This window comes from Clostridioides sp. ES-S-0108-01 (assembly GCF_020662285.1).
GTDB lineage: Bacteria > Bacillota > Clostridia > Peptostreptococcales > Peptostreptococcaceae > Clostridioides.
The window spans coordinates 27040-51906 of the sequence record NZ_JADGMN010000008.1 but is presented as its reverse complement, the minus strand read 5'-3'; the positions used below and the strand labels follow the sequence as shown (position 1 = coordinate 51906).

Annotated in this window: 22 protein-coding genes and 3 pseudogenes; 24 read left to right on the top strand and 1 reads right to left on the bottom strand. The window is 29.8% G+C overall.

What is annotated here, in order from left to right; translation table 11 throughout:
- Positions 1 to 100: 100 nt before the first annotated feature.
- The 7 genes and pseudogenes from rimP to IR152_RS09420 form a co-directional block, all read left to right on the top strand.
- Positions 101 to 562, top strand: a complete 462-nt coding sequence (gene rimP / locus IR152_RS09450; protein ID WP_003428240.1) for a ribosome maturation factor RimP — start codon at positions 101 to 103, stop codon at positions 560 to 562.
- Positions 563 to 592: 30 nt separating this feature from the next.
- A complete protein-coding gene (nusA, locus tag IR152_RS09445; protein WP_227451592.1) occupies positions 593 to 1747 on the top strand; it encodes a transcription termination factor NusA in 1155 nt (384 codons plus the stop codon).
- A gap of 6 nt (positions 1748 to 1753) precedes the next feature.
- Complete coding sequence (gene rnpM, locus IR152_RS09440; protein ID WP_003419469.1) at positions 1754 to 2035, top strand: RNase P modulator RnpM; 282 nt, start codon at positions 1754 to 1756, stop codon at positions 2033 to 2035.
- A complete protein-coding gene (locus IR152_RS09435) occupies positions 2025 to 2336 on the top strand; it encodes a L7Ae/L30e/S12e/Gadd45 family ribosomal protein (RefSeq protein ID WP_003419470.1) in 312 nt (103 codons plus the stop codon). The genes rnpM and IR152_RS09435 overlap by 11 nt, the downstream gene beginning before the upstream one ends.
- A 21-nt stretch (positions 2337 to 2357) precedes the next feature.
- Positions 2358 to 4298 (top strand): translation initiation factor IF-2, encoded by a 1941-nt coding sequence (infB, locus tag IR152_RS09430; RefSeq protein WP_227451590.1) that lies wholly within the window; start codon positions 2358 to 2360, stop codon positions 4296 to 4298.
- A gap of 42 nt (positions 4299 to 4340) precedes the next feature.
- Positions 4341 to 4721 carry a 30S ribosome-binding factor RbfA gene (gene rbfA / locus IR152_RS09425; protein ID WP_227451588.1) on the top strand — a complete coding sequence of 127 codons (381 nt, stop codon included), beginning with the start codon at positions 4341 to 4343 and terminating at the stop codon, positions 4719 to 4721.
- A pseudogene (locus tag IR152_RS09420) lies at positions 4702 to 5379 on the top strand (DHH family phosphoesterase); the annotation flags it as partial. The gene rbfA and the pseudogene IR152_RS09420, both read left to right, overlap by 20 nt.
- Before the next feature lie 233 nt (positions 5380 to 5612).
- Here IR152_RS09420 and IR152_RS09415 read toward each other — a convergent pair.
- The gene (locus tag IR152_RS09415) at positions 5613 to 5762 is read right to left on the bottom strand and encodes a hypothetical protein (protein ID WP_011860874.1); all 150 of its coding nucleotides are present in this window, start codon (positions 5760 to 5762) and stop codon (positions 5613 to 5615) included.
- Positions 5763 to 6027: 265 nt separating this feature from the next.
- Here IR152_RS09415 and tnpB point away from each other — a divergent pair.
- From tnpB to recA, 17 genes and pseudogenes are all read left to right on the top strand, one after another.
- Positions 6028 to 7142, top strand: a pseudogene (gene tnpB, locus IR152_RS09410) (IS200/IS605 family element RNA-guided endonuclease TnpB).
- Positions 7143 to 7259: 117 nt separating this feature from the next.
- Positions 7260 to 7565: pseudogene (locus IR152_RS09405) on the top strand (DHH family phosphoesterase); the annotation flags it as partial.
- 12 nt (positions 7566 to 7577) lie between these two features.
- The gene (truB, locus tag IR152_RS09400) at positions 7578 to 8483 is read left to right on the top strand and encodes a tRNA pseudouridine(55) synthase TruB (protein ID WP_227451585.1); all 906 of its coding nucleotides are present in this window, start codon (positions 7578 to 7580) and stop codon (positions 8481 to 8483) included.
- 130 nt (positions 8484 to 8613) lie between these two features.
- Positions 8614 to 9543 (top strand): bifunctional riboflavin kinase/FAD synthetase, encoded by a 930-nt coding sequence (locus IR152_RS09395; protein ID WP_227451584.1) that lies wholly within the window; start codon positions 8614 to 8616, stop codon positions 9541 to 9543.
- A 103-nt stretch (positions 9544 to 9646) separates the two neighbouring features.
- Entirely contained in the window at positions 9647 to 9904 is a 258-nt protein-coding gene (gene rpsO / locus IR152_RS09390; RefSeq protein WP_003419491.1) for a 30S ribosomal protein S15, read from the top strand.
- A gap of 239 nt (positions 9905 to 10143) precedes the next feature.
- On the top strand, positions 10144 to 10989 hold the full coding sequence (locus IR152_RS09385) for a DegV family protein (protein ID WP_227451582.1): 846 nt from the start codon (positions 10144 to 10146) through the stop codon (positions 10987 to 10989).
- Positions 10990 to 11113: 124 nt separating this feature from the next.
- Positions 11114 to 13225 carry a polyribonucleotide nucleotidyltransferase gene (gene pnp, locus IR152_RS09380; protein ID WP_227451581.1) on the top strand — a complete coding sequence of 704 codons (2112 nt, stop codon included), beginning with the start codon at positions 11114 to 11116 and terminating at the stop codon, positions 13223 to 13225.
- Between the two features lie 265 nt (positions 13226 to 13490).
- Positions 13491 to 14234 (top strand): polysaccharide deacetylase family protein, encoded by a 744-nt coding sequence (locus IR152_RS09375; protein ID WP_227451580.1) that lies wholly within the window; start codon positions 13491 to 13493, stop codon positions 14232 to 14234.
- Between the two features lie 156 nt (positions 14235 to 14390).
- Complete coding sequence (locus IR152_RS09370) at positions 14391 to 15638, top strand: M16 family metallopeptidase (RefSeq protein ID WP_227451579.1); 1248 nt, start codon at positions 14391 to 14393, stop codon at positions 15636 to 15638.
- A gap of 34 nt (positions 15639 to 15672) precedes the next feature.
- Positions 15673 to 15918: a YlmC/YmxH family sporulation protein gene (locus IR152_RS09365; RefSeq protein WP_227451578.1), complete on the top strand. Its 246-nt coding sequence runs from the start codon at positions 15673 to 15675 to the stop codon at positions 15916 to 15918.
- A 9-nt stretch (positions 15919 to 15927) separates the two neighbouring features.
- Complete coding sequence (dapG, locus tag IR152_RS09360) at positions 15928 to 17151, top strand: aspartate kinase (RefSeq protein WP_227451577.1); 1224 nt, start codon at positions 15928 to 15930, stop codon at positions 17149 to 17151.
- Between the two features lie 112 nt (positions 17152 to 17263).
- A complete protein-coding gene (locus tag IR152_RS09355) occupies positions 17264 to 17998 on the top strand; it encodes a ClpP family protease (RefSeq protein WP_227451576.1) in 735 nt (244 codons plus the stop codon).
- Between the two features lie 122 nt (positions 17999 to 18120).
- Entirely contained in the window at positions 18121 to 20532 is a 2412-nt protein-coding gene (locus IR152_RS09350) for an FtsK/SpoIIIE family DNA translocase (RefSeq protein WP_227451573.1), read from the top strand.
- A 2-nt stretch (positions 20533 to 20534) separates the two neighbouring features.
- The gene (gene mnmH / locus IR152_RS09345; RefSeq protein ID WP_227451572.1) at positions 20535 to 21593 is read left to right on the top strand and encodes a tRNA 2-selenouridine(34) synthase MnmH; all 1059 of its coding nucleotides are present in this window, start codon (positions 20535 to 20537) and stop codon (positions 21591 to 21593) included.
- A complete protein-coding gene (gene rimO, locus IR152_RS09340; RefSeq protein ID WP_227451571.1) occupies positions 21587 to 22921 on the top strand; it encodes a 30S ribosomal protein S12 methylthiotransferase RimO in 1335 nt (444 codons plus the stop codon). Before mnmH ends, rimO begins: the two co-directional genes overlap by 7 nt.
- A complete protein-coding gene (pgsA, locus tag IR152_RS09335; protein ID WP_227451569.1) occupies positions 22908 to 23450 on the top strand; it encodes a CDP-diacylglycerol--glycerol-3-phosphate 3-phosphatidyltransferase in 543 nt (180 codons plus the stop codon). The genes rimO and pgsA overlap by 14 nt, the downstream gene beginning before the upstream one ends.
- Positions 23451 to 23736: 286 nt before the next feature.
- Complete coding sequence (recA, locus tag IR152_RS09330; protein ID WP_227451568.1) at positions 23737 to 24783, top strand: recombinase RecA; 1047 nt, start codon at positions 23737 to 23739, stop codon at positions 24781 to 24783.
- The last annotated feature ends 84 nt before the right edge of the window (positions 24784 to 24867 follow it).

Genomic DNA, 24867 nt, shown 5'->3' with positions numbered 1-24867 from the left:
ATTTTAAATATATTATTAAAAAGCTGGTTTAATTTTATTAAATATATTTTATTTAAGATTATATGAACTGGTCATTTACAATTGAATAGGAGGAAATTTAATGAAAAAAAATTTAGAAGCTACAATCGAGGAGATTGTAACTAAAATAACGGATGAGCATGGATTTGAAATGGTTGATGTTGAATATGTAAAAGAAGCAGGAGAATACTACTTAAGAGTATACATAGATAAAGAAGAAGGAATATCTTTAAATGAATGTGAATTAGTTAGTAGAGAATTAAGCCCAATACTTGATGAAAAAGACCCTATAAAAGAGAATTACTTTTTAGAGGTATCTTCTCCAGGACTTGATAGAGCATTAAAAAAAGACAGAGATTTTGTGAGATATCAAGGTAGAGATGTAGATTTAAAATTATATAAACCGTTAAATGGATGTAAACAATTTGAAGGTGAACTTGTAGGATTAACAGAAGATAATAATATAAAAATCATTGTAAATGGTAAGGAAATGGAATTTAATAGAAAAGATGTTGCTATTGTCAGATTAGCAATAAAGTTTTAGTGGTATATTAAATAGGGAGGATATAAAAAAATGAATCATGAATTTATGGAAGCATTAGATGAATTAGTAGTTGATAGAGGTATAGATAAAGAGATACTTATAGACACTATAGAACAAGCTCTTTTAACTGCATACAAGAAAAACTTTGGTTCAGCACAAAATGTTAGAGTTGAGTTTGATAGAGACAAGGGAGATATAAAAGTATTTTCTCAAAGAGTTGTTGTTGATGAATCAGATTTATATGATACTTTCTTAGAGATAGAGTTGGCAGATGCTAGAGAGATAAATCCTAATTATGAATTAGGTGATATTATAGAACATGAGGTTACACCTAAAAATTTTGGAAGAATTGCAGCTCAGACAGCAAAACAAGTAGTTGTTCAAAGAATAAGAGAAGCTGAGAGAGAAATAGTGTATAATGAATTTATAGAAAAAGAAAATGAAATAGTTACAGGAGAGGTTGCTAGAGCAAATAAAAATGTTGTTTATGTAAACCTTGGAAGAATAGAAGGTATAATGACTCAAAGTGAGCAAATACCATTTGAGAATTATAGAGCAGGTCAAAAAATAAAATTCTATATACTTGAAGTTAAAAAGACTAACAAAGGACCTCAAATAGTTGTATCAAGAAGTCATCCAGGTTTAGTAAAGAGATTATTTGAAGAAGAAGTTCCTGAAATATATGAAGGAATAGTTCAAATAAAATCTGTAGCAAGAGAAGCTGGGTCAAGAACTAAAATGGCAGTAAAATCTATAGATGAAAAAATAGACCCAATTGGAGCTTGTGTTGGACCAAAAGGACTTAGAGTAAAAAATATAGTGGATGAACTTGGTGATGAAAAAATAGATATAATAAAATATAGCGAAGACCCAGCAGAGTTTATATCAGCAGCACTTAGCCCATCAAAGGTTGTTAGAGTAGATATAAATGAAGATGAAAAGTCTGCATTAGTAATCGTTCCAGATTATCAGTTATCGCTTGCTATAGGTAAGGAAGGTCAAAATGCAAGACTTGCAGCAAAATTGACTAACTGGAAAATAGATATTAAGAGCGAATCTCAAGCAGAACAAGAAATGTTAAATCTTGAAAATTCCAAAGAAATAGAAGATGAGGATGTTGAAGCTGAATTTATCAACCAAGAGGAGTTAGATACTTCAGATGATAATTTTATTGAAGAAGAGTAAGGAGGGATGATTTTGAAAAAAGTAAAAAAAGTGCCTCAAAGAAAATGCATAGCATGTCAAGATAGAGACTCTAAAAAAGAGCTTATAAGAATAGTTAAAAATAAAGAAGGAAAAATATTTTTAGACCCAACAGGAAGAGCTAATGGAAGAGGAGCATATGTATGTAAAAGCTCTGAATGTTTAAAAAAAGCTATAAAAAGTAAAGCGTTAAATAAAGCTTTTAAGATAGATGTTCCTGATGAAGTCTATGATAATCTACTTATGGAGTTAGAAGAATATGAAAAATAATAAAGAAAAAGTACTTTCGTTCTTAGGGCTCGCAACTCGTGCAGGGAAAATAGTGTCTGGTGATGATTCAACTTTGCTTGACCTTAAAAAAGGAAAAGTAAATTTAATTTTAATAGCAGAAGATGCATCAAATAATACCAAAAAACTTTTTAAAGATAAATCAACTTTTAGAAATATTCCATATCTATTTTTTTCAACAAAAGAGGAAATAGGATTTGCAATAGGAAAATCTCCAAGAGCAGTTGTAGGAATAAAAGATGAAAATTTTTCTAAAAAGATAATTGAACTAATAGAAATTTAAAATAAAATAGGGGGTGATCTTGTGTCAAAAACAAGAGTATACCAAATAGCAGAAAAATTAAATATATCAAATGAAGAGCTTATAAATAAGTTAGCTGAATTAGATATAAATGTAACTGACAAAGATTCAGTATTAGAAGGTGAAGAGTTAGAATTAGCACTTGAAATGTTAGGTGAAGATTCATCTCAAGAAAATGGAAATGTTATAGAAATAGATGGAAAGTTGACAGTACAAGTATTAGCAACGAAATTAGATAAATCTCCATCAGAAATAATTATGAAGCTTATGAAAATGGGAACTATGGCAACAATAAATCAAGAGATAAGTTTTGAGATTGCTGCTTTAGCTGCCAAAGACTATGGATTTGAATTAACAGTAGCTGAAAGTGATGATACAGAAGCTTTAGAAATAGAAGCTTTAATGGAAATTGAAGAAGATAAAGAAGAGGACTTAAAACCTAGACCACCAGTTGTTACAGTTATGGGACATGTTGACCATGGTAAGACATCTTTATTAGATGCAATAAGAAAAACTGATGTAATTTCAGGTGAAGCAGGAGGCATTACTCAACATATAGGAGCTTCAGAAGTCAAAATCAATGGACACAAAATAGTATTTTTAGATACTCCAGGACATGAGGCTTTCACATCAATGAGAGCAAGAGGAGCACAAGTTACAGATATAGCAATATTAGTAGTTGCAGCAGATGATGGTATAATGCCTCAAACAGTGGAAGCTATAAACCATGCTAAAGCAGCAGGTGTACCTTTAATAGTTGCTATCAATAAAATAGATAAGCCAGGTGCAAATCCAGACAAAGTTAAACAAGAATTAGCGGACCAAGGATTATTAGTTGAAGACTGGGGTGGAGAAGTAATAGCAGTTCCAGTATCAGCTAAGAAAAAAGAAGGAATAGATACACTTTTAGAAATGGTATTATTGGTTGCTGAAATGGAAGAGTTAAGAGCTAATCCAAATAAAAGAGCAGTAGGAACTGTTATAGAAGCTGAGCTTGATAAAGGAAGAGGACCAGTTGCAACAGTACTTGTTCAAGGTGGTACTTTAACAGTAGGTGACCCAATCGTTGCAGGTGTTGCATGTGGTAAAGTTAGAGCAATGATAAATGCAAAAGGTAAGAGAGTAAAAACAGCAGGCCCATCTACAGCAGTGGAAATATTAGGTCTATCAGAAGTTCCACAAGGTGGAGACCAATTTGTTGAGGTTCCAACAGATAAAATTGCTAGAAGTGTAGCAGCAAGAAGACAACAATTAGTTAGAGATGAGATGTTAAAATCAACTCAAAGATTATCACTAGATGCTTTATTTAGTCAAATGAGTGAAGGTTCTATAAAAGACCTTAATATAGTTATAAAAGCAGATGTACAAGGTTCAGTACAAGCAGTTAAACAATCTTTAGAAAAATTATCAAATGAAGAAGTTCAGGTTAAAGTAATACATGGTGGTGTTGGAGCTGTAACAGAATCAGACATATTACTTGCAGCAGCTTCTAACGCAATAATCATAGGATTCAATGTAAGACCAGTTCCAGGTGCAGAATCTCTAGGAGAAAAGGAAAATGTTGATATAAGAACATATACTATAATATACAAGGCTATAGAAGATATACAAGCTGCTATGACTGGTATGTTAGACCCTGAATATGTTGATGAAGAAACAGGAAAAGCTGAAATAAGAGAAATATATAAAATATCTGGTGTTGGAACAGTAGCTGGATGTTATGTGACTAATGGTAAGATATTTAGAAACTGTAAAGTAAGATTAGTTAGAGATAGTATAATAATACATGAAGGTGAGCTTGCAGCACTTAAGAGATTTAAAGATGATGTAAAAGAAGTTAATTCTGGATACGAATGTGGTATGAGTTTTGTAAATTATAACGATATAAAAGAAGGCGATATAGTAGAAGCTTATATAACTAAAGAAGTAGAAAGAAAATTATAAATTCGTATCAAAGAAAATCAGTTAGTAAAGAAGGTCGATGGTATGGCATCATATAATAGAACAAGAAGAATAGCAGAAGAAATAAGAAAAGTAGTAAGTACTATGCTTATAAATGGAGTAAAAGACCCTAGAATAACCTCTATGGTAAGTGTAACTGATGTAGAAGTTACAAATGACCTAAGATATGCTTATGTATATGTAAGTGTTTTAGGTGGAGATGAAGAATCTACACTAACAGGTCTTAAAAGTGCTGGAGGGTATATAAGAAGAGAAGTAGGAAAAAATATAAAACTTAGATATATTCCTGAGATAGTATTTAAAATTGATGATTCAATAGAAAAAGGAATGTATATGGATAGCCTTATAAAAAGAGTTAATGAAAAAAATGCTCAACAAAATGAGGATGAAAATTATGATGAATAATATGGATAGTATCATAAACTATATTTATGAGGGTGACTATTTTATAGTTACCTCTCATATCAGTCCAGATGGAGATAATATTGGTTCTACACTTTCAATGTATTATACATTGAAGAATTTAGGTAAAAATGTATATTATGTACTTGATGACGAAGTTCCATTAAATTTAAGATTTTTGGTTGAAGGTGTAAAAATCTATAAATCTAATGAACTTAATATGAAGGAGTATTCTCTAATTGCACTTGATTGTGGAGATAAAATGAGAATATGTGTAAGTGATGAAATAAAAAATAATGCATCAAAATTAATCTGTATTGACCATCATGCTAGTAATGATTCATATGGAGATTTAAATTATGTGGATATTGATGCATCTTCTACATGTGAATTAGTTTATAATTTATTGGTCAGATTCCAGCAAATAAAAGATATTAATATTATAAATGAAGATATAGCAACATGTTTATATACAGGTCTTGTAACTGACACTGGAAATTTTTCATATTCAAATGCACATGCAAGTAGTTTTGAAATGGCAAAGAATTTACTTGTTTTAGGTGCACAAAAAAATACTATAATACAAAATATATATCAAAGTAATTCTTCTGATTATTATAAATTGTTGGGAGAAGCTCTAAAGGGTTTGGAGATATTTGATTAAAAAATAGTTACGCACACTCGTGACTTTAGTCATGAGTTAGTAGCTAAAATAGTCAGCATATAGGGAAACTTATATGTAGAGATAGGATAAAACCTATCCAATACTACTTGAATTGCTGGAAACCCCTAAAGCTAACCAAACTAAAACATAAGGATGAAATAAACCTAAGTGTGAAAGTTACGAAAGTAGAAAAAATTGGTTAGATGGTATAAGGTTAAATCCTAAGTACTTTAAAATGGGCAATCAGCAGGTAAACTCCGAATAGGAGAAACTTCAACGACTATTCCTCTTGAGGGAAGTACACTACAAGTTATTGGTAGTGGAAGTGGGTAGACCTTAACGGATAATGCCGAAGGATAAGATATAGTCTGTGCTTGCATGAAAGTGTAAGAAGTTCATAAGAGAACTGCATAGGTAGTAGCGAACTTATGTGAACGACAACCTCAAAAATGATAAAAGTTAAGACTTACGGTTCTTAAATATGTTATTTAAAATTAAATATAAAACCTTCTAAATAATTGTTTTAAATAATTACATTTGTTAATATTATGATAGGTGATTAATAAATTGTTCACCACAGCATTATATAATATATTAAATATGATAAAATCATTAAAAAGTGTATCAAAAAACAATTAAAGTGAGGTGATAGCAGTGGAAAAAGCTTATAAGTTTAGAATGTATCCAAATAAAAAACAGCAAGAGTTAATTAACAAAACTTTTGGATGTTGTAGATTTGTATATAATAAGTATCTTGCTAAAAGAATAGAAGTTTATAAAAATGATAAAGAAACTTTTACTTATAAACAGTGCAGTTCTGATTTGACCAATTTAAAAAAAGAATTAAAGTGGCTTAAAGAACCTGACAAATTTTCACTACAAAACGCCTTAAAAGATTTAGAAAACGCATATGAAAAATTCTTTAAAGAAAAGGCAGGATTTCCTAAATTTAAATCAAAGAAAACTAATAGATTTTCATATAAAACTAACTTTACAAATGGAAACATTATGTACTTTAGTCAATATATAAAATTACCTAAACTTGGTATGGTTAAAATAAGGGATAAACAAGTACCTCAAGGGAGAATACTTAATGCTACTATATCTAAAGAGCCAAGTGGTAGATATTATGTATCATTATGCTGTACTGATGTAGATATTGAAGTATTTGAAAATACTAATAATCAGATAGGTTTAGATTTAGGAATTAAAGAATTTTGTATCTCAAGTTGTGGAGAATTTATAGAAAATCCTAAGTATCTTAAGAAGTCATTAAACAAGCTTGCTAAATTACAAAGAGAATTATCGAGAAAAACAATCGGTAGTTTAAATAGAAATAAAGCAAGATTAAAAGTTGCAAGACTTCAAGAACATATAGCCAATCAAAGAAATGATTTTCTACAAAAACTATCTACTAAATTAATAAAAGAGAATGATATTATTTGCATAGAAGATTTACAGAGGATATGATTAGAAATCGTAAACTATCTCGCTTAATTTCTGATGTGTCATGGTCAGAGTTTATTCGTCAATTAGAATACAAGGCTAATTGGTATGGTAGACAAATTGTAAAGGTGGGTAAATTCTTTGCAAGTTCACAAATATGCAATAAATGTGGGTACAAAAACGAGGAAGTGAAGAACTTAAATATAAGAGAATGGATTTGTCCTAGTTGTAATGAAACTCACGATAGAGATATAAATGCAAGTATAAATATATTAAAAGAAGGATTAAGACTAATAACAATTCAAAATAAATAACGTATGTAAGAACCGTAGGAACTACGGGGATAGCCTGTGGAGAATTAGTAAGACATATTTTAATATGCAAAATTCTGTGAAGCAGGAACCCTGTGACTTTAGTCATGGGAGGTTCAGTCAAAGGTATCTAGTATAGTTTTAACTCAAGACATGATGAATAGAAATAATATTAGCTTTAATGATGTTGATGGAATAACAACATATACAAGAGACATAAAAGGTATTGAAGTTGGAATTTTATTTAAAGAGAAAAAACAAAATGAAGTTAAAGTGAGTTTTAGGTCAAAAAATTATGTTGATGTAAGTGAAATAGCCAAGTTATTTGGCGGTGGTGGTCATGTAAGGGCTGCTGGATGTACTATTAGAGAGAGTATTGATAATGCAAAGAAAATGGTACTAGAGGCAGTGTTAAAATCAATTTAAGGTGACAGTAAAATGAATAAGATTATAAGTATATTGAAACCTACAGGTATGACATCTCATGATGTTGTAAGTAGAGTGAGAAAGATTTTAAATATAAAAAAAGTCGGTCACACAGGTACTCTTGACCCAGATGCTTCAGGTGTTTTACCAATCTGTATAGGGAAAGCTACAAAAGTATGTGAAGTTATCTTAAATAAAGATAAATCGTATATATGTGAGCTTACTTTAGGTATAAGTACAGATACCTATGATGCCTCAGGTGAAATTTTAAAAAAAGTTGATGATTTTAAATTTAGTGATGAAGAGATAGAAAGAGCTTTTGATACACAAAGAGGAGAAATAAATCAACTTCCACCAATTTATTCAGCTTTAAAGGTAAATGGAAAGAGAATGTGTGATTTAGTAAGAAGTGGTAGGCAATCTGAAATTACTTTAAAAACAAGAAGAGTAAATATAAAAGACATAAAAATACTCAGTATAAAAGGTAAAAAAGTAATGTTTTATGTTGAGTGTTCTAAAGGGACTTATGTGAGAAGTATTTGCCATGATATAGGAGAATATCTAGGTTGTGGAGCATACATGTCATTTTTGAATAGAACATCTTCTGGTAAATTTGACTTAGATAATTCAATAACATTAGAAGAACTAGAATTGTTTTATGAAGATAAAACTTTAGACAAATACTTATATGATATAGATTATGTACTTGATTCGTTTAATTATATTGTATTAAATCCTAGTGCTATAAAATATTATAGCAATGGTGGCTCCATAGATGATAAAAGATTTTTGAAAAATAATTGCAATAAAGATGATGAATTTGTAAGGGTATACAGTACAGATAATTTCTTAGGCTTAGGAAAGTTATCAAAACATAATAATACAATAAGTGTTAAAAGTGATAAGATGTTCATATAACTAATGTATTTAAAAAAACAATAAAAGAGATAGTACTATAATAACTTCTATAGTCTATCTCTTTTACTTATGCTATAATAGTTTGTGAATAAGTTAAGAGTAAATTATATTTTAGCGGGGAAAATTTATTATGGTGATTATAAAATCTATAAAAGAAATAGCAAACATAAAAGGAAGTGTCATTACCATAGGAAATTTTGATGGTGTACACAAAGGACATCAAGTTCTTATAAGAAAAACAGTTGAACATGCAAAAAAAGAAAATATGCAGAGTATCGTATTTACATTTGCAAATCATCCTGTAAATTACTTTAGACCAAACTCAACAAAAAATATTATAAGTAATGATGATAAGATAAAATTATTAGAAGAATTGGGAATAGATATAGTTGTAATCATACCATTTGATGAGTATATGACTAAAATACCTGCAAAGGATTTCGTAAATGATATACTAGTAAAAAAATTAAAAGCTAAAAAGGTAGTAATTGGACATGACTTTACGTTTGCAAGAGCCAAAGAAGGTAATGTTAATCTATTAAAAAGCTTAGAACATGAATTTGGTTTTGAGGTAGAAGTAATAAAACCAATCAAAATAAATGGTGTAAGAGTGAGTAGTACTTATATTAGAAGTTTAGTATCTCAGGGTGATATGGCTAATGTCAAAGAGTATTTAGGTCGTAATTACAAGTTAGAAGGTTGTGTTATACATTCCAAACATCTTGGAAGAACTATTGGATTTCCAACAGCAAATATTGACCTTAAGAATAATATGCTCGTTCCAAAGAGAGGTATCTATACTTCTATTGTACATATTGGAGATGAGGCTTATTTTGGTGCTACAAATGTAGGTTACAACCCAACAGTTAATGGAAAATCTTTATCTATTGAAACAAATATTTTAGAGTTTGATAGAGATATTTATGGTGAAAATATAATTATTGAATTTTTGGAAAGAATAAGGGATGAAAGAAAGTTTAATTCAATAGATGATTTAAAAAATCAATTGTTTAATGATACAAATTATGTGTATGAAAACTATGTTTGCAAAAGTAAGTAATGTATGGTAAAATGATTAAGGAAAATAACCATTACTCGGCATTTGAATACTCCAATCAATGCTTAGTAATAGGCGTTTCTAAAAAATTATGGAGGTAATCTAAATGATAAACAAATCAGAAATAATAAAAGAATACGGAAGAGCTGAAGGAGATACTGGTTCTCCAGAAGTACAAATAGCTTTATTAACAGCTAGAATAAACGAGTTAAATGGACATTTAAAAACTCATAAGAAAGACCACCATTCAAGAAGAGGACTATTAAAAATGGTTGGTAGAAGAAGAAACTTATTAGCTTACTTAAAAGAAAAAGATCTTGAGGGATATAGAGCATTAATAGCTAAATTAGGATTAAGAAAGTAATTTCATTCTTTATAAAAAAGCAGGTATAGTGTATACCTGCTTTTTTATAGTTAATTCATTATAAAGTAAAATGGTTAATAATAAAAGTATTTCATATATTATAAAGAATTATAAAATGAATAATATTGGGTAAGAATATTAAAATAGTATATAAATACATAATCAATTTAAAAGGAAAGACAGGATAAATATAGAAGTTTTATAACAGGATAATTAGTTGGAATAAGGAGGATATTATTTTGAAAATAAAGTTAATATGTGATAGTTTATGCGATATTCCAGATGAAATATCAGAAAAAGATTATATAGAGATAGTGCCACTTACAGTTATTTTTAATGATAGAGAATATATAGAAGGCGTAGATATAAAGAAAGAAGAGTTTTATAAAAAAGTAAAAGAAATCAAGCAAATACCTAAAACTTCACAAGCTACGTATATGGAGTTTAAAGAAGTATTTGATAAGGTCATAGAAGAGGGCTATTATATAATTTGTCTAACAGGAGCAGCAAACGCATCAGGAACTTTCCAAAGTGCCATGATAGCTAAAAATGATGTAGATGAAAATGAAAAAATACATATATTTGATACTAGAAATTTATCTCTTGGCAGTGGACAATATGTTATAAAGGCGTGTGAACTTCTTGAAGAGGGTCTAGGCTTTGAAGAAATCATAGAGGAGCTAGAGAATACTCGCAGTAGTGTAAGATTACTTTTTGCACCATATACACTTGATTTTTTAAAGCAAAGTGGAAGAGTTCCAGTTGCAACTGCTTTGATAGGAAATATGTTGAATATAAAGCCTATATTTTTCTTTGATAATGGGGAAGCTAAGCTAGTAAATAAGGTTAGAGGAGTAAAGAATATAGCAAGCAAATTGGTTGACATAATTTTAGAAATGAATGAAGGGTCTTTGGAAGGAAAAATCGTCACAATAGGTTGTGGAGATAATTTACATGATTGTGAAATATTAAAAGATGAAGTAAATAAAAGGATAAAGGCAAGAAGATTATTATTTACTCGAGGAGGAGTTTCTATTTGCTCTCATACAGGGCCAGATATATTGGCTATAAGTTGTTCTAATTAGTAGTAATATAAGGTTTTTGCATATATATGTGAAGATAATTTTATATTGTTAATTTATAGTATTTTTGATAATATAGTAAATAGAGTGATATACGTGTTTTTTAATAAGAGGAGGACAAGCATTAATGTTTGAACATAAAATATTTAAAATGGATTTTGCAGGAAGAGAACTTTCTGTAGAAGTAGGAAAGATTTGTGAAATGGCTAATGGTAGTTGTATAGTTAGATATAGTGATAGTATGGTAATGGTAAATACAACTAAGTCAGCCAAACCTAGAGACGGAATAGACTTTTTTCCTTTAAGTGTGGATTATGAAGAAAAATTATACTCTGTAGGTAAGATACCTGGAGGTTTTTTAAAGAGAGAAGGTAAGCCTTCAGAAAAAGCTATACTTACATCAAGATTGATAGATAGACCAATAAGACCTTTATTCCCAAAAGGATTTAGAAATGATGTTCAGGTAGTTGCAACAGTTTTATCAGTAGACCAAGATTGCACACCAGATATAGTAGCAATGATAGGTTCTTCAATAGCCCTTTCTATATCAGATATACCATTTAATGGACCAACAGGTTCAGTATGTGTTGGTCTTGTAGATGGTGCATTTGTTGTAAATCCAAACGCAGAGCAAAGAGAAAAAAGTTCAATGCATCTAGTTGTTTCAGGTACAAAGGAAGCAATAATGATGGTTGAAGCTGGAGCTGATGAAGTTCCAGATGAGGTAATGCTTGATGCTATTTTATTTGCTCATCAAGAAATAAAAAAAATAGTTGAGTTTATAGAAGGTATAGTTGCAGAAGTTGGAAAAGAAAAAATGACTGTTGAATTATACCATGCAGGAGAAGAAATAACTCAGTTGGTTCGTGAATTTGCAACTGATAAGATGAAAAAAGCAGTTCAGACTTTTGAAAAGTTAGAGAGAATGGAAAATATGGATAGAGTTAAAGAAGAAACTTTAGCTCACTTTGGGGAGACTCTAGAGGATTTTGAAGAGTTTATTGGTGATATAGAAGAAGTATTACAAGATATAATAAAAGAAGAAGTAAGAAAACTTATAGTACATGAAAATGTAAGACCAGACAATAGAAAACTTGAAGAAATAAGACCTATATGGTGTGAAACTGGTATGATACCTAGAGCTCATGGCTCAGCTATATTTACTAGAGGACAAACTCAAGTACTTAATGTGGCTACTTTAGGTGCTTTAGGAGATGTTCAAAAGTTAGATGGATTGGATGAAGAAGAAAACAAGAGATATATGCATCATTATAATTTCCCTGCATATAGTGTTGGAGAAGCTAGACCATCAAGAGGACCAGGAAGAAGAGAAATAGGACATGGTGCCTTAGCAGAAAGAGCTTTATTACCAGTAATACCATCTCAAGAAGAATTTCCTTATGCTATTAGATTAGTTTCTGAAGTATTAAGTTCAAATGGTTCTACATCTCAAGCAAGTGTATGTGGTTCAACATTATCTTTACTTGATGCAGGTGTACCTATAAAGGATATGGTTGCAGGTATAGCAATGGGACTTATAAAGCATGATGGTAAGGTTGCAGTGCTTTCAGATATACAAGGTATGGAAGACCATTTAGGAGATATGGACTTTAAAGTAGCTGGTACAGAATATGGTATAACAGCAATACAAATGGATATAAAAATAGATGGTATAGACAAAGAAATTCTACAACGTGCTTTAAAACAAGCTAAAGAAGGTAGAATCCATATACTAGGAGAGATGAGAAAAACTATATCTCAGCCAAAACCAGAACTTTCACCATATGCACCTAAGATTGTTAAAATGCAAATAAATCCTGACAAGATAAAGGATGTAATAGGACCTGGTGGAAAGATAATAACTAAGATAATAGACGAAACTGGAGTTAAGATAGATATTGAACAAACTGGAGAAGTATTTATATCAGGTATTGAGATTGATATGATTAAGAAAGCCCAAGAACTTATAAATAATATAGTAGTTGAACCAGAAGTAGGAAAAACTTATAAAGGTAAAGTAAGTAGAATAATGAACTTTGGAGCATTTGTTGAGATACTTCCGGGAAAAGAAGGATTACTTCATATATCTCATATAGCTCATGAAAGAGTTGCCAAAGTTGAAGATGTATTGAATATAGGAGATGAAGTTGAAGTTAAAGTTACAGAAATTGATGAAAAAGGAAGAGTTAATTTATCAAGAAAAGTTCTTTTACCAAAACCAGAGCATAAAAATAAATAATTTATTATATAATTAAAAGCAAAGTCTTAGGATTTTGCTTTTTTAAATACAAAAAAGTAGATAGTTTTAAAAGACTAGTGATAGATAACTTACAGTTCTTTTTTTGTAAACTTTTACTCTTATGAAGAAGTTATTTAAAAGTTAATTAATAGAAAGTTTTATTGGTATATAGAAAATCACTTAAGTTATATTTAGTGCATAAACAGAGCTTATTTTTAATAGTATTAAATAAGAAACAATTTGTACATAATTAGGGGGAGTTTTAATGATAATGATGGTACTTAATAAGAGTAAGCTCAAAAAAATCATAATACTAATTTTAGTAATATTATTAGTATTATCAGGAGGGGTAATGGTATTAAAGTTATTTAACAATAAGCCGGTATTTAATTTATTTAATGGTGTAGATTTACCATATGAAAGAGGTACAAAGGATAAAAGTGGATATGTTGCGTTGACCTGTAACATAGACCTTGGATGGGAAACAGAGTACGTAGAATCCATTTTAGAAACACTTAAAAAAGAAAATGTAAAGATTACATTTAATGTAACTGGTAAATGGGCAGAAAAGAATAAGGACGAATTATTAAAGATAAAAAAACAAGGACATGAAATAGGTAATCATGGATACAAACATTTAGATTACTCGACATTATCATATGAAAATAATTATGAACAAATAGAGACATCTAAAAAGATAATTGAAGAAATTATAGGTGAAAAAACTAAATTTTTTCAAGCACCAGCAGGTTCTTTTGGTCCAGAAACAGTAAAGGCTGCTAAAGCATTAGGATATACTTCTATCAAATGGGATGCTGATACTATAGACTGGAAATACAAGGACCAACCAGAAGTAATCATTGACAGAATGAAGAAAAAAGATATTAAAGATAGTAGTATAATCTTAATGCACCCAACTGATGCAACGACAAAATGTATAGATGATATTATAGCAATTGTAAGAGAAAAAGGACTAAAGCCAGGAAAACTTAGTGATGTATTTAAGTAGACAAAGTATAAATATTTGGTTAAGATTGTATAGGTTGTGGTTGAATTAATTAAGAGACTGACTTATAATGTAATACATATAAAAATAAATAGAATTAAAACATAGTGTTTTCAATAATCCAATATGAAACAAATAATAAATTTTTAGGAGAATGTAATGTATAAGACAAAAATACTAGAAAATGAACTTACAATAATTGGTGAAGAAATACCATATCTAAAGTCAATAACATTAGGTATTTGGATAAATGCAGGCTCTAGGATAGAAGAACCACAGGTGAGTGGAACTTCTCATTTTATAGAGCATATGATGTTTAAAGGAACAAAAAACAGAACATCAAAAGAGATTGCTAGCTCAATAGATAATTTGGGTGGTCAAATAAATGCATTTACAAGTAAAGAATGTACATGTTATTATGTAAAACTAATAGATGAGCATATAGATACAGGAATTGATGTATTAAGTGATATGATACTAAATTCTAAATTTGATAAGAATGATATAGATAAGGAAAGACTTATAATATTGGAAGAACTTAAGATGTATGAAGATTCCCCAGATGACTTGTCGTATGATTTGTTGGTAGAAAATATATATGCTAATGATGGTCTAGGAATGAATATAATTGGGACAAAAGATTCTCTATACAGTATAACTAGGGAATCCATGTTAGAATACTTAAACAAGTATTATATTCCAAATAACGCTGTTATTTCTATAGTTGGAAACTTTAACTTTGATGATATGGTAGAGAAAATTAAATCAAAATTTGGACACTGGGAAAAGAAAAATTTAAGTATAGACATAAGCGAGGCTGAGTTTAATCCTTGCTTTGTATCAAAAAATAAAGATATTGAACAGGTAAACTTAGCTATGTGTCTAAAAGGTATTCCTTTTGAAAATGATGAAGAGGTCTACTCAATGGCAGTGGTAAATAATATTTTCGGTGGAAGTATAAGCTCAAGGCTTTTTCAGAAAATAAGGGAGGAAAAAGGTTTAGTATATTCAATATACTCATCACAGACATTATATAGAAAATGTGGTGAATTAGGTATATTTGCAAGTATGAGTACAGAAAATTTGCAAGATGTGTATAACTTAATAAAGAAAGAAATTGAAAATATAAGGAAAAACTATCTTACAGAAAAAGAAATATCTGAAAGTAAGGAGCAGTTAAAAGGCAATTATATATTGGATTTAGAAAGTACCAGCAGTAGAATGATGTCTACTGGTAAATCTATGTTACTTAGTAAAAAAGTAAAAACTACAGATGAAATACTTGAATGTATAGATAATGTTGATATTAGTTCAGTAAAGAAGGTTGTTGATAAGGTATTCAATATCGAAAATATTGGTACATGTATAGTTGGAAGAGATGTAGAAAAGATTCTACACCTGGATTAATATTGAAAAAAGTAAATCTCTGGAGGTATAAAATATGAATTTATCTGAAATAGCAGGTAAGGAAATAGTTAACTTGGTCACAGGAGAAAGATTGGGGGTCATTGGAGAATGTGACCTTATACTAGATGAAACTACAGGCGGTATATTAGCGCTTTTAATTCCAAGAGAAAAAGGCTTTTTTGCCAGAAGAAAAGATAAGTCATTTTTAGAAGTACCATGGAGAAATGTAAAAAAAATAGGTAATGACATGATAATTATAGAATATGAGGGATATATTTAGGAGGAAAAAATGAGTATTTTAGTGCAAAAGTTTGGTGGGACATCAGTAGAATCATATGAAAAAATGAATGAAGTATGTAAGATAGTAAAAGCATACAAAGAAAATGATGAAGAATTACAATTAGTACTAGTAGTTTCAGCAATGGGAAGAAAAGGAGCTCCATATGCTACAGATACACTTATAAATTTGTGTAGTGCAGTAAATGATGAACCAAGTAAAAGAGAACTTGATTTAATAATGTCTTGTGGGGAAATAATATCAGGAACAATTCTTGCTAATTTATTGAATGCACAGGGGATAGATTCTGTTTTCTTTACTGGTCAGCAAGCAGGTATAATTACAAGTGATGAATATTCTAATGCAAAGATAAAGTATATAAATCCTAAAAAGGTAAAAAGAGCTTTAGATGATGGTAAGGTTGTAGTTATAGCTGGATTCCAGGGTGTAACAGATGATGGAGAAATAACTACTCTTGGAAGAGGAGGAAGCGATACATCAGCAGTTGCTATTGGTAAAGCTTTAGAATGTGAAACCGTTGAAATTTACACTGATGTGGATGGTATAATGACTGCAGACCCTAGAGTAGAGCCAAACGCTAAAGTATTAAGTTTTATAGATTATGAGGAAGTATTCCAAATGGCTGACAAAGGTGCAAAGGTAATACATCCAAGAGCCGTACAATTAGCTAAAAGTGGCAATATAACTTTAGCTATAAAAAATACAATGAACCCAACTTTTGAAGGTACAAGAATAGGTTCTTTATGTAGACATTTAGAAGAGAATATAGAATATGAACAAGAAAAAGATTTTAAAGTTGCTGTTGCAAACAAAGATAGTGTAGCACAAGTTAAGATTAAATCAGCAGAAGAAGTGTTTACAGAAGTGTTAAATGAGATAGAAAAGAAATTTATAAATATAGATATGATAAATTTTTTCATATCAGAAAAAGCGTTTGTTGTAGAAGATGCTGATATAAAATCATTAAAGGAAATATTAGATAAATTTGAATTGGATTATGAAGTAAATAGAGATTGCGCTAAGGTAACATTGATATGTTCAAGAATTGCTGATGAAATGTCTGGTATCATGTCAAAGGTGGTTAGAGGATTATCAAAAGAAGGAGTATCTCTTTTACAAACATCAGACTCAAATATGACTATATCTTGTTTAGTTAGTGAAGAAGATATGCATACAGCAGTACATGCTATACATCAACAATTTTACTTAAAATAAACACTATAATACAATTATTTTTTGCTTAAATTTGATAATTTCATATATATCTTAATATATTTGATTTATTTGGTAAAACTAAGTTAAATATAATTTTGATAGGAGTTTTTTTATGAAAGATTATAGAGAAGATAATGAAAGATTTGATAAAGATAATTGTAGTGAAGAATCTAGTTGCGAAGAGAGAGAATGTATAAAGCAATTTGGCACTAATGAAATGCCACCTCAACCTCCTAAGGATATTCAATGTATAACTATAATTGGAGAAATTGAGGGACATTTTATAGGAAATCCTCAAAAAAAAGCTACAAAGTATGAGCATATAATTCCAATGCTATACTCAATTGAGGAAAGTAATGATGTCAAAGGAGTATTAGTTGTTTTAAATACTGTTGGAGGAGATATTGAAGCAGGTCTAGCTATTGCAGAGCTTTTAAACAGTATGTCCAAAAAAGTAGTTACTCTTGTTCTAGGAGGAAGCCATAGTATAGGAGTTCCTCTTGCTACAGCTGGAAATTACTCATTTATAGCACCAACAGCAACCATGATTATACATCCTGTGAGAACTACTGGTCTTGTGATTGGTATAAATGAGACTTTTGAATATTTTAAAAAGATGCAAGATAGAATAATTCAATTTATAATAAGAACATCAAATATAAAAAAAGATGTACTTGAGAAACTTATGCATGAAAAAGACGAACTTGTAAGTGATGTTGGCAGTGTATTAATAGGAAAAGAAGCTGTAGATTATGGTCTCATAGATGAAGTTGGAGGATTAAAAGAAGCACTTAAGAAATTAAAAGAGCTTATAAAAGAATCTGAAGAAGAAAAAAATAATGATTAAAATTTGTTTAAATAATAAAATTTATGATATAATGATGTAATAAAGTAGGAGTGTTAGTGTTAAGGCATTAGCACTTTTTGCTGTGAAGGGGTAAAACTTGCTAAAAATAAGGAGTGATATTAATGGCCACGAAAAAGAAGAAAAAAAAGAAGGTAAATACCTTAAGTTTTAATGCAGAATATCATAATTTAATAACAATATTTATAGGTGTATTTTTATTATATAGTTTAAATTCTAATTCTATGGGATGGATACCTGTGTTAATGCAAAATCTTTTTAAAGGATTATTTGGAGGGCTTTCAATAGCAATACCATTTATAGTGATTATAACAGGACTTTTAGGATTTTTTGATGGAAATGAATATATATATAGGCTGAGAAAGACTAAACTATACTACATAATTATTTTATTTATATTTGTATTTTATGGATTATTAAATGCAGGAACTCTTCCTGTAGATAGCCCACTAAAAGGTAACATGTTTGATGATGTTATGAAATTGGGGGTAAGTGGACAAGGTAGTGGTTTGATAGCAACTACTATTGCGTATTATATGAGTAAAATATTTGGGATAGTAGGTGGATGGTTAATAAGCATATTTGCCCTTATACTCTCTATAATGTTTATATTTAATATTTCTATAAAAGATTTGGTATCAAATGCAAAATCAAAGTCTAAAGCATCAAAAGATAGTAATTTAACATTTAAAGATAAAATTGCAAATATGAAAAAATCTGCAATAGATATGATGACTGATGAAGTAGATGATACTACCATAAATAAAAAACCAGGATTCTTTAAAGGGTTAATGTCAAAAGGTCGTAATAATGAAGATGAAGACGATGAATATTTTGAAGAAGAAAATGGTGATGGTGTAGATGATAAGACTATTAAAATAGTTGGGTTTAATAAGGCAGAAGATGAGTACTTAGAAATATTAGAAGGAACTCAAAGTATGCCAGAATTAGATGTTTTAAAAGAATTGCAAAAAGCTACAAATGAAAGTCCAGTTGCAGATACTAAACCAGAAAAAAAAGTTGATATAACTAAATCCAATTTAAATATAGAAAAAACTCAACCTATTAGTATTGTAGCAGAGTCGGCTAATGAGGATTATTCAAACTATAAAAAGCCTAGCATTGAGCTTTTAAACAAAGTAAATAAGAAGTCTGATGAAAATGGTAAAAAGAAGGTATTAAAAAATGCTTCTCTTTTAGAAAAGACACTATCAGATTTTGGAGTAGAAGCAAAAATTAATCAAGTTACAGTTGGACCTACTATAACAAGATATGAGATACAACCAAGCCCAGGAGTAAAGGTAAGTAAAATTGTAAATTTAACTGATGATATAGCTTTAAGTTTAGCAGCTAAAAGCATAAGAATTGAAGCACCAATTCCTGGTAAAAGTGCAATTGGAATAGAAGTTCCAAATGAAGAAGCTCAAATGGTTGGTGTAAGAGAAGTTCTAGAAAGTGAAGAATTTAATAATTTTAACTCTCCTCTTGCAATGGGACTTGGAAAAGATGTAGCAGGAAAAATTATAATTGGAGATATAGGTAAGATGCCACACTTACTAATAGCTGGTTCTACAGGTTCAGGAAAGAGTGTGTGTGTAAATACTTTGATAAGTAGTATTTTATATAAGGCAAATCCTGATGAAGTAAAATTACTATTAATAGACCCAAAAGTAGTTGAACTTGCAAATTATAATGGAATACCACATCTATTGATACCAGTAGTTACTGACCCTAAAAAAGCTGCAAATGCATTAAACTGGGCAGTTACAGAGATGAATAGAAGATACAAGCTATTTGCAGATGCTCAAGTAAAGGATGTAACAAGTTATAATGAGAAAGCAGAAGAAAAACTGCCTAAAATAGTAATAATAATAGACGAGTTGGCAGATTTAATGATGGCAAGTGCAAATGATGTAGAAGATTATATTTGTAGACTAGCTCAGATGGCAAGAGCTGCTGGAATGCACTTGATTGTAGCAACTCAAAGACCATCTGTTGACGTTATAACAGGGGTAATAAAGGCTAATATACCATCTAGAATAGCATTTGCAGTATCATCTCAAACGGATTCAAGAACAATCCTTGATATGGGTGGTGCAGAGAAGCTTCTAGGTAAAGGGGATATGTTGTTCTACCCACTTGGTGCAGCAAAGCCAGTTAGACTTCAAGGGGCATTCATATCAGAGAGTGAGTCAGAAAAAGTAATTGATTTTGTAAAAAGTCAGGTTAAAGATGGAATAAAATATGAAGAAGACATAATTGAAACTATATCTAAGGTTAGTACTTCAAAGGGTAGTGATGAGGATGAATTCTTGAGTGAAGCTATAGAATTTGTCGTGGAGAGTGGTCAAGCATCTGCCTCTATGTTACAGAGAAGATTTAAAATTGGATTTAATAGAGCAGCTAGACTTATAGATTCCATGGAAGAAAGAGGAATAATTGGAGCAAGTGAGGGAAGTAAACCAAGAAAGGTATTAATAAGCAAACAGGATTTGCAGAATTTAGAAGGTGAATAGAATTGTCAGTTATAAAAATAGAAAAAGCACTTAAGCTAGATAAAGTAATATTTGTAGATGTGAGAACTGAAGGAGAATATGAAGAAGACCATATATTGAATGCAATCAATATGCCTCTTTTTAAAAATAACGAACATAATGAAGTTGGAACAATTTATAAAATGCAGGGAAAACATGAGGCAATACAAAAGGGTTTTGACTATGTATCGTATAAATTAAAAGATATATATTTACAAGCAGCAGAACTTGCATCAAATTATGATAATATTGTCATATATTGTGCAAGAGGTGGAATGAGAAGTGGAAGTATAGTGAATTTATTATCATCATTGGGTGTAAATGTGTATCAACTTGAAGGTGGATATAAGGCTTATAGAAATTTTGTTTTAGAGTATCTAAGAAATGTAATGGATACAAAAAACTTTGTATCTGTTCATGGATTGACTGGTACAGGAAAGACTGATTTACTACATTTATTAGCAGAAAAAGGAATAGATGTACTGGATTTAGAAGGTATAGCTAAAAACAGTGGTTCTACTTTTGGTTTTATAACATTTGATAAAAAACCACCATCTCAAAAAAACTTTGAAACAAAATTATTTGAAAGTGTATTTTTCTCGAAGGAGAATTATATATTTGTTGAGAGTGAAAGTAAACGAGTTGGAAGTGTTACAGTTCCAAATGAAATTTTTGAGGCAATGACACGAGAAGGACATCATATATTATTAGAATGTGATATTGAAAATAGAGTTGATAGGCTTTGTAGAGATTATATTTATGATAAAGATGAAGATAATATATTGGTTTTAAAAGAATGTATAAATAAATTTAGAAAAAGATTAGGTCACAAAGTAGTAGATGATTATATTGATTTATTAGAATCAGGTAAATATAAAGAACTTGTAAAAAGATATCTTTTAGAATACTACGACCCATTGTATATGCATTCGGTAGAGAAATATAAGTATAATAAGGTTATAAATTTTAATGATACACAAAAAGCTTTAGAAGATGTTATAGACTTATATGAAAGTATATTGGAAGGAGAAAATGAATGTTAAAAATAGCATTAGAATCATTAGGATGCTCAAAAAATTTAGTAGATGCAGAAATAATGATGGGAATTTTAAACAACAAAGGCTATAAATTAATTGGAGATTTTGAAGAAGCTGATGTAATTATAGTAAATACATGTGGGTTTATAGAATCAGCTAAACAAGAATCTATTGATACAATAATAGACTTTGCAGAATTAAAACAAACTGGCAATTTAAAGTTGTTGATAGTAACAGGGTGTCTAGCACAAAGATATTCTGAAGAATTAAAAGCTGAAATTCCTGAAATAGATGCTATAGTAGGTACAGGAAGCTATCAAAACATAGATGAGATACTTAGAAAATTAAGTGAAAAGCATCAAATTGTAAGCCTTGATGATATAGAGTTTGTATTTAATGAAGATTTACCAAGATATTTATCTACACCTAGCTATATGGCGTATTTAAAAATTGGAGAAGGATGCTCTAATAATTGTACTTATTGCATAATACCAAAATTAAGAGGTAAATATAGAAGTAGAAAATTTGAAGATATAATTAAAGAAGCTAAGAAATTAGCTGAATCTGGAGTAAAAGAACTTGTAGTTATAGCACAAGATACGACAAAGTACGGTTTTGATTTATATGGAAAAGAAAGATTAGCAGAGCTTTTAGAAGAACTTGCAAAGATAGATGGATTTAAGTGGATAAGAGTTATGTATTCATATCCAGAATCTATAACAGAAGAATTGATACAAGTTATAAAGAAATATGATAATATATGTAGTTACTTTGATATGCCAATACAACATGCAAGTAACAATATTTTAAAATTAATGAATAGAAAAACTACTAAAGAAGATATATTAAATAAAATCAATCTTATAAGAAGTAATATACCAGATGCTATACTTAGAACTACGATAATAGTAGGGTTTCCTGGTGAAACAGAGGATGATTTTAGACAACTTGTAGAGTTTGTTGAAGAAGTTAAATTTGATAGACTTGGTGCATTTGCATATTCAAGAGAAGAAGATACACCAGCAGATAGATTGCCAAATCATGTAGATGAAGAAGTAAAAATACAAAGAAGAGATACTTTAATGATGATTCAACAAAAAATATCTGAAGAACTTAATGAAAAAAAGATAGGAAAAACGTATGATGTGTTAATAGAAGAACAGATAGAAGATAATGTATATACAGGAAGAACACAGGGTGATGCGGAAGAAATTGACAGTATAGTGTATGTGAAAAGTGTAGATAATCTCGAAGTAGGAGAATTCGTAAGTGTTCAAATAAATGATGCAATGGAATACGATTTAATGGGAGATGTTTTATATGAACTTGCCTAACAAATTAACTTTGTTTAGAATATTTTTAATACCAGTATTTGTTTTAATTATGTTACTCAATATACCAAATAAGTTTTTAATAGCTTGTATTATTTTTATAATAGCTTCAATTACGGATGCTTTAGATGGAAAAATAGCTAGAAAATACAACCTAGTTACTGACTTTGGAAAGTTTATGGACCCATTAGCAGATAAGCTATTGGTTATTTCAGCACTTACATGTATGATAGAAGACCATCTTGTAAGTAGTTGGATGGTAATTATAATAGTAGCTAGGGAGCTTACAGTTAGCATATTAAGAGCTATAGCAGCAGCTGATGGAAAAGTAATCGCAGCTGGAAACAGTGGAAAACTTAAAACGATAACTCAAATGGTATCGATAGTATTTTTATTGTTAGGTGTTCAGTTTGAAAATGGTTTAATATTAAATATAGGTGAAATTCTTATTCTTATAGCTACACTACTTACTTTATATTCTGGATGGGAATACCTATATAAAAATAAAGAGCTTTTTATGTCTTCTAAGTAAAAAATTATGATTTAATAAAGAAAAATTAATGATTAATAATAAAAAATAATAACTTGAAATTTTAAAAATGTAAAAAAGGGTATACTATTATAGTATACCTCTTTTCATTTTAAGAATATTTTCTTTTGTGTATATAATTATTAATAATGGTTTATAAATAAAATGTAATGAATAAAAATATAATCATTAGTAGCGTTTTTAAATTGACTAGGTTTGATTTATGTTATATAATTAATATATAACAAGAGAACAAATGTTTGTAGATAAATGAAGGGATGGTATAGAGATGAGTGTAAATCAAGAAAAATTAAAAGCGTTGAATGAAGCTTTAGGTAAAATTGAAAAAGATTTTGGTAAAGGTTCAGTAATGAAATTGGGAGAAGCAACATCTATGTCTATAGATGTTATATCAACAGGAGCAATTGGTTTGGATATAGCTATTGGTATAGGTGGTTTACCTAGAGGGAGAATAGTTGAAGTATATGGTCCAGAATCTTCTGGTAAGACTACTGTTGCGCTTAGTTGTGTAGCGTCAGCTCAAAAAGATGGAGGAATAGCTGCATTTATAGATGCAGAACATGCACTTGACCCAGTATACGCAAAAGCCTTGGGTGTGGATGTTGATAACCTAATAATATCTCAACCAGATACAGGTGAGCAGGCTTTAGAAATAGCAGAGGCATTAATAAGAAGTGGAGCGATAGATATAATAGTAATAGACTCAGTAGCAGCATTAGTTCCAAAAGCTGAAATAGATGGAGATATGGGTGACTCTCATGTAGGTTTACAAGCTAGACTTATGTCTCAAGCACTTAGAAAATTAACTGGTTCAATTAAAAAATCAAATTGTGTTGCTATATTTATAAACCAGTTAAGAGAGAAAGTAGGAATAATGTTTGGAAATCCAGAAACTACTACTGGAGGACGTGCACTAAAGTTCTATTCATCAGTTAGATTGGATGTTAGAAAAATAGATACAATAAAACAAGGTGATAAAGTTATAGGAAGTAGAACGAGAGTCAAAGTTGTTAAAAACAAAGTAGCACCACCATTTAAGCAAGCTGAATTTGATATAATGTATGGAGAGGGTATTTCAAAAATTGGAGACCTTCTAGATATAGCTGCTGATGTAGATATAGTTAAAAAATCAGGTTCATGGTATAGTTACAATGATACTAAACTTGGACAAGGAAGAGAAAATGTTAAAAAATTCTTGGAAGATAATTTGGATTTAACTAATGAAATAGACGAGAAAGTAAGAGTATTTTACAATTTAAATGAAGAACGTGAAGAATCGGGTACTTCAGTAGCAAAAGAAATTGTAGAAGAATAAGTAAAAATACAAAAAAATAACTAGTAATTAAAGACATGCCACGCTCCCTATTAGCTTGACACAATGTTGAAAAAATTATAAAAT

Excerpts from the sequence above, each read along its gene's own strand:
- rimP (WP_003428240.1), top strand. The coding sequence starts at position 101 with ATGAAAAAAAATTTAGAAGCTACAATCGAGGAGATTGTAACTAAAATA.
- nusA (WP_227451592.1), top strand. The coding sequence starts at position 593 with ATGAATCATGAATTTATGGAAGCATTAGATGAATTAGTAGTTGATAGA.
- rnpM (WP_003419469.1), top strand. The coding sequence starts at position 1,754 with ATGATTTTGAAAAAAGTAAAAAAAGTGCCTCAAAGAAAATGCATAGCA.
- IR152_RS09435 (WP_003419470.1), top strand. The coding sequence starts at position 2,025 with ATGAAAAATAATAAAGAAAAAGTACTTTCGTTCTTAGGGCTCGCAACT.
- rbfA (WP_227451588.1), top strand. The coding sequence starts at position 4,341 with ATGGCATCATATAATAGAACAAGAAGAATAGCAGAAGAAATAAGAAAA.
- IR152_RS09415 (WP_011860874.1), bottom strand. The coding sequence starts at position 5,762 with ATGCAAGCACAGACTATATCTTATCCTTCGGCATTATCCGTTAAGGTC.
- truB (WP_227451585.1), top strand. The coding sequence starts at position 7,578 with ATGAATAAGATTATAAGTATATTGAAACCTACAGGTATGACATCTCAT.
- IR152_RS09395 (WP_227451584.1), top strand. The coding sequence starts at position 8,614 with ATGGTGATTATAAAATCTATAAAAGAAATAGCAAACATAAAAGGAAGT.
- rpsO (WP_003419491.1), top strand. The coding sequence starts at position 9,647 with ATGATAAACAAATCAGAAATAATAAAAGAATACGGAAGAGCTGAAGGA.
- pnp (WP_227451581.1), top strand. The coding sequence starts at position 11,114 with ATGTTTGAACATAAAATATTTAAAATGGATTTTGCAGGAAGAGAACTT.
- IR152_RS09375 (WP_227451580.1), top strand. The coding sequence starts at position 13,491 with ATGATAATGATGGTACTTAATAAGAGTAAGCTCAAAAAAATCATAATA.
- IR152_RS09370 (WP_227451579.1), top strand. The coding sequence starts at position 14,391 with ATGTATAAGACAAAAATACTAGAAAATGAACTTACAATAATTGGTGAA.
- IR152_RS09365 (WP_227451578.1), top strand. The coding sequence starts at position 15,673 with ATGAATTTATCTGAAATAGCAGGTAAGGAAATAGTTAACTTGGTCACA.
- dapG (WP_227451577.1), top strand. The coding sequence starts at position 15,928 with ATGAGTATTTTAGTGCAAAAGTTTGGTGGGACATCAGTAGAATCATAT.
- IR152_RS09355 (WP_227451576.1), top strand. The coding sequence starts at position 17,264 with ATGAAAGATTATAGAGAAGATAATGAAAGATTTGATAAAGATAATTGT.
- IR152_RS09350 (WP_227451573.1), top strand. The coding sequence starts at position 18,121 with ATGGCCACGAAAAAGAAGAAAAAAAAGAAGGTAAATACCTTAAGTTTT.
- rimO (WP_227451571.1), top strand. The coding sequence starts at position 21,587 with ATGTTAAAAATAGCATTAGAATCATTAGGATGCTCAAAAAATTTAGTA.
- pgsA (WP_227451569.1), top strand. The coding sequence starts at position 22,908 with ATGAACTTGCCTAACAAATTAACTTTGTTTAGAATATTTTTAATACCA.
- recA (WP_227451568.1), top strand. The coding sequence starts at position 23,737 with ATGAGTGTAAATCAAGAAAAATTAAAAGCGTTGAATGAAGCTTTAGGT.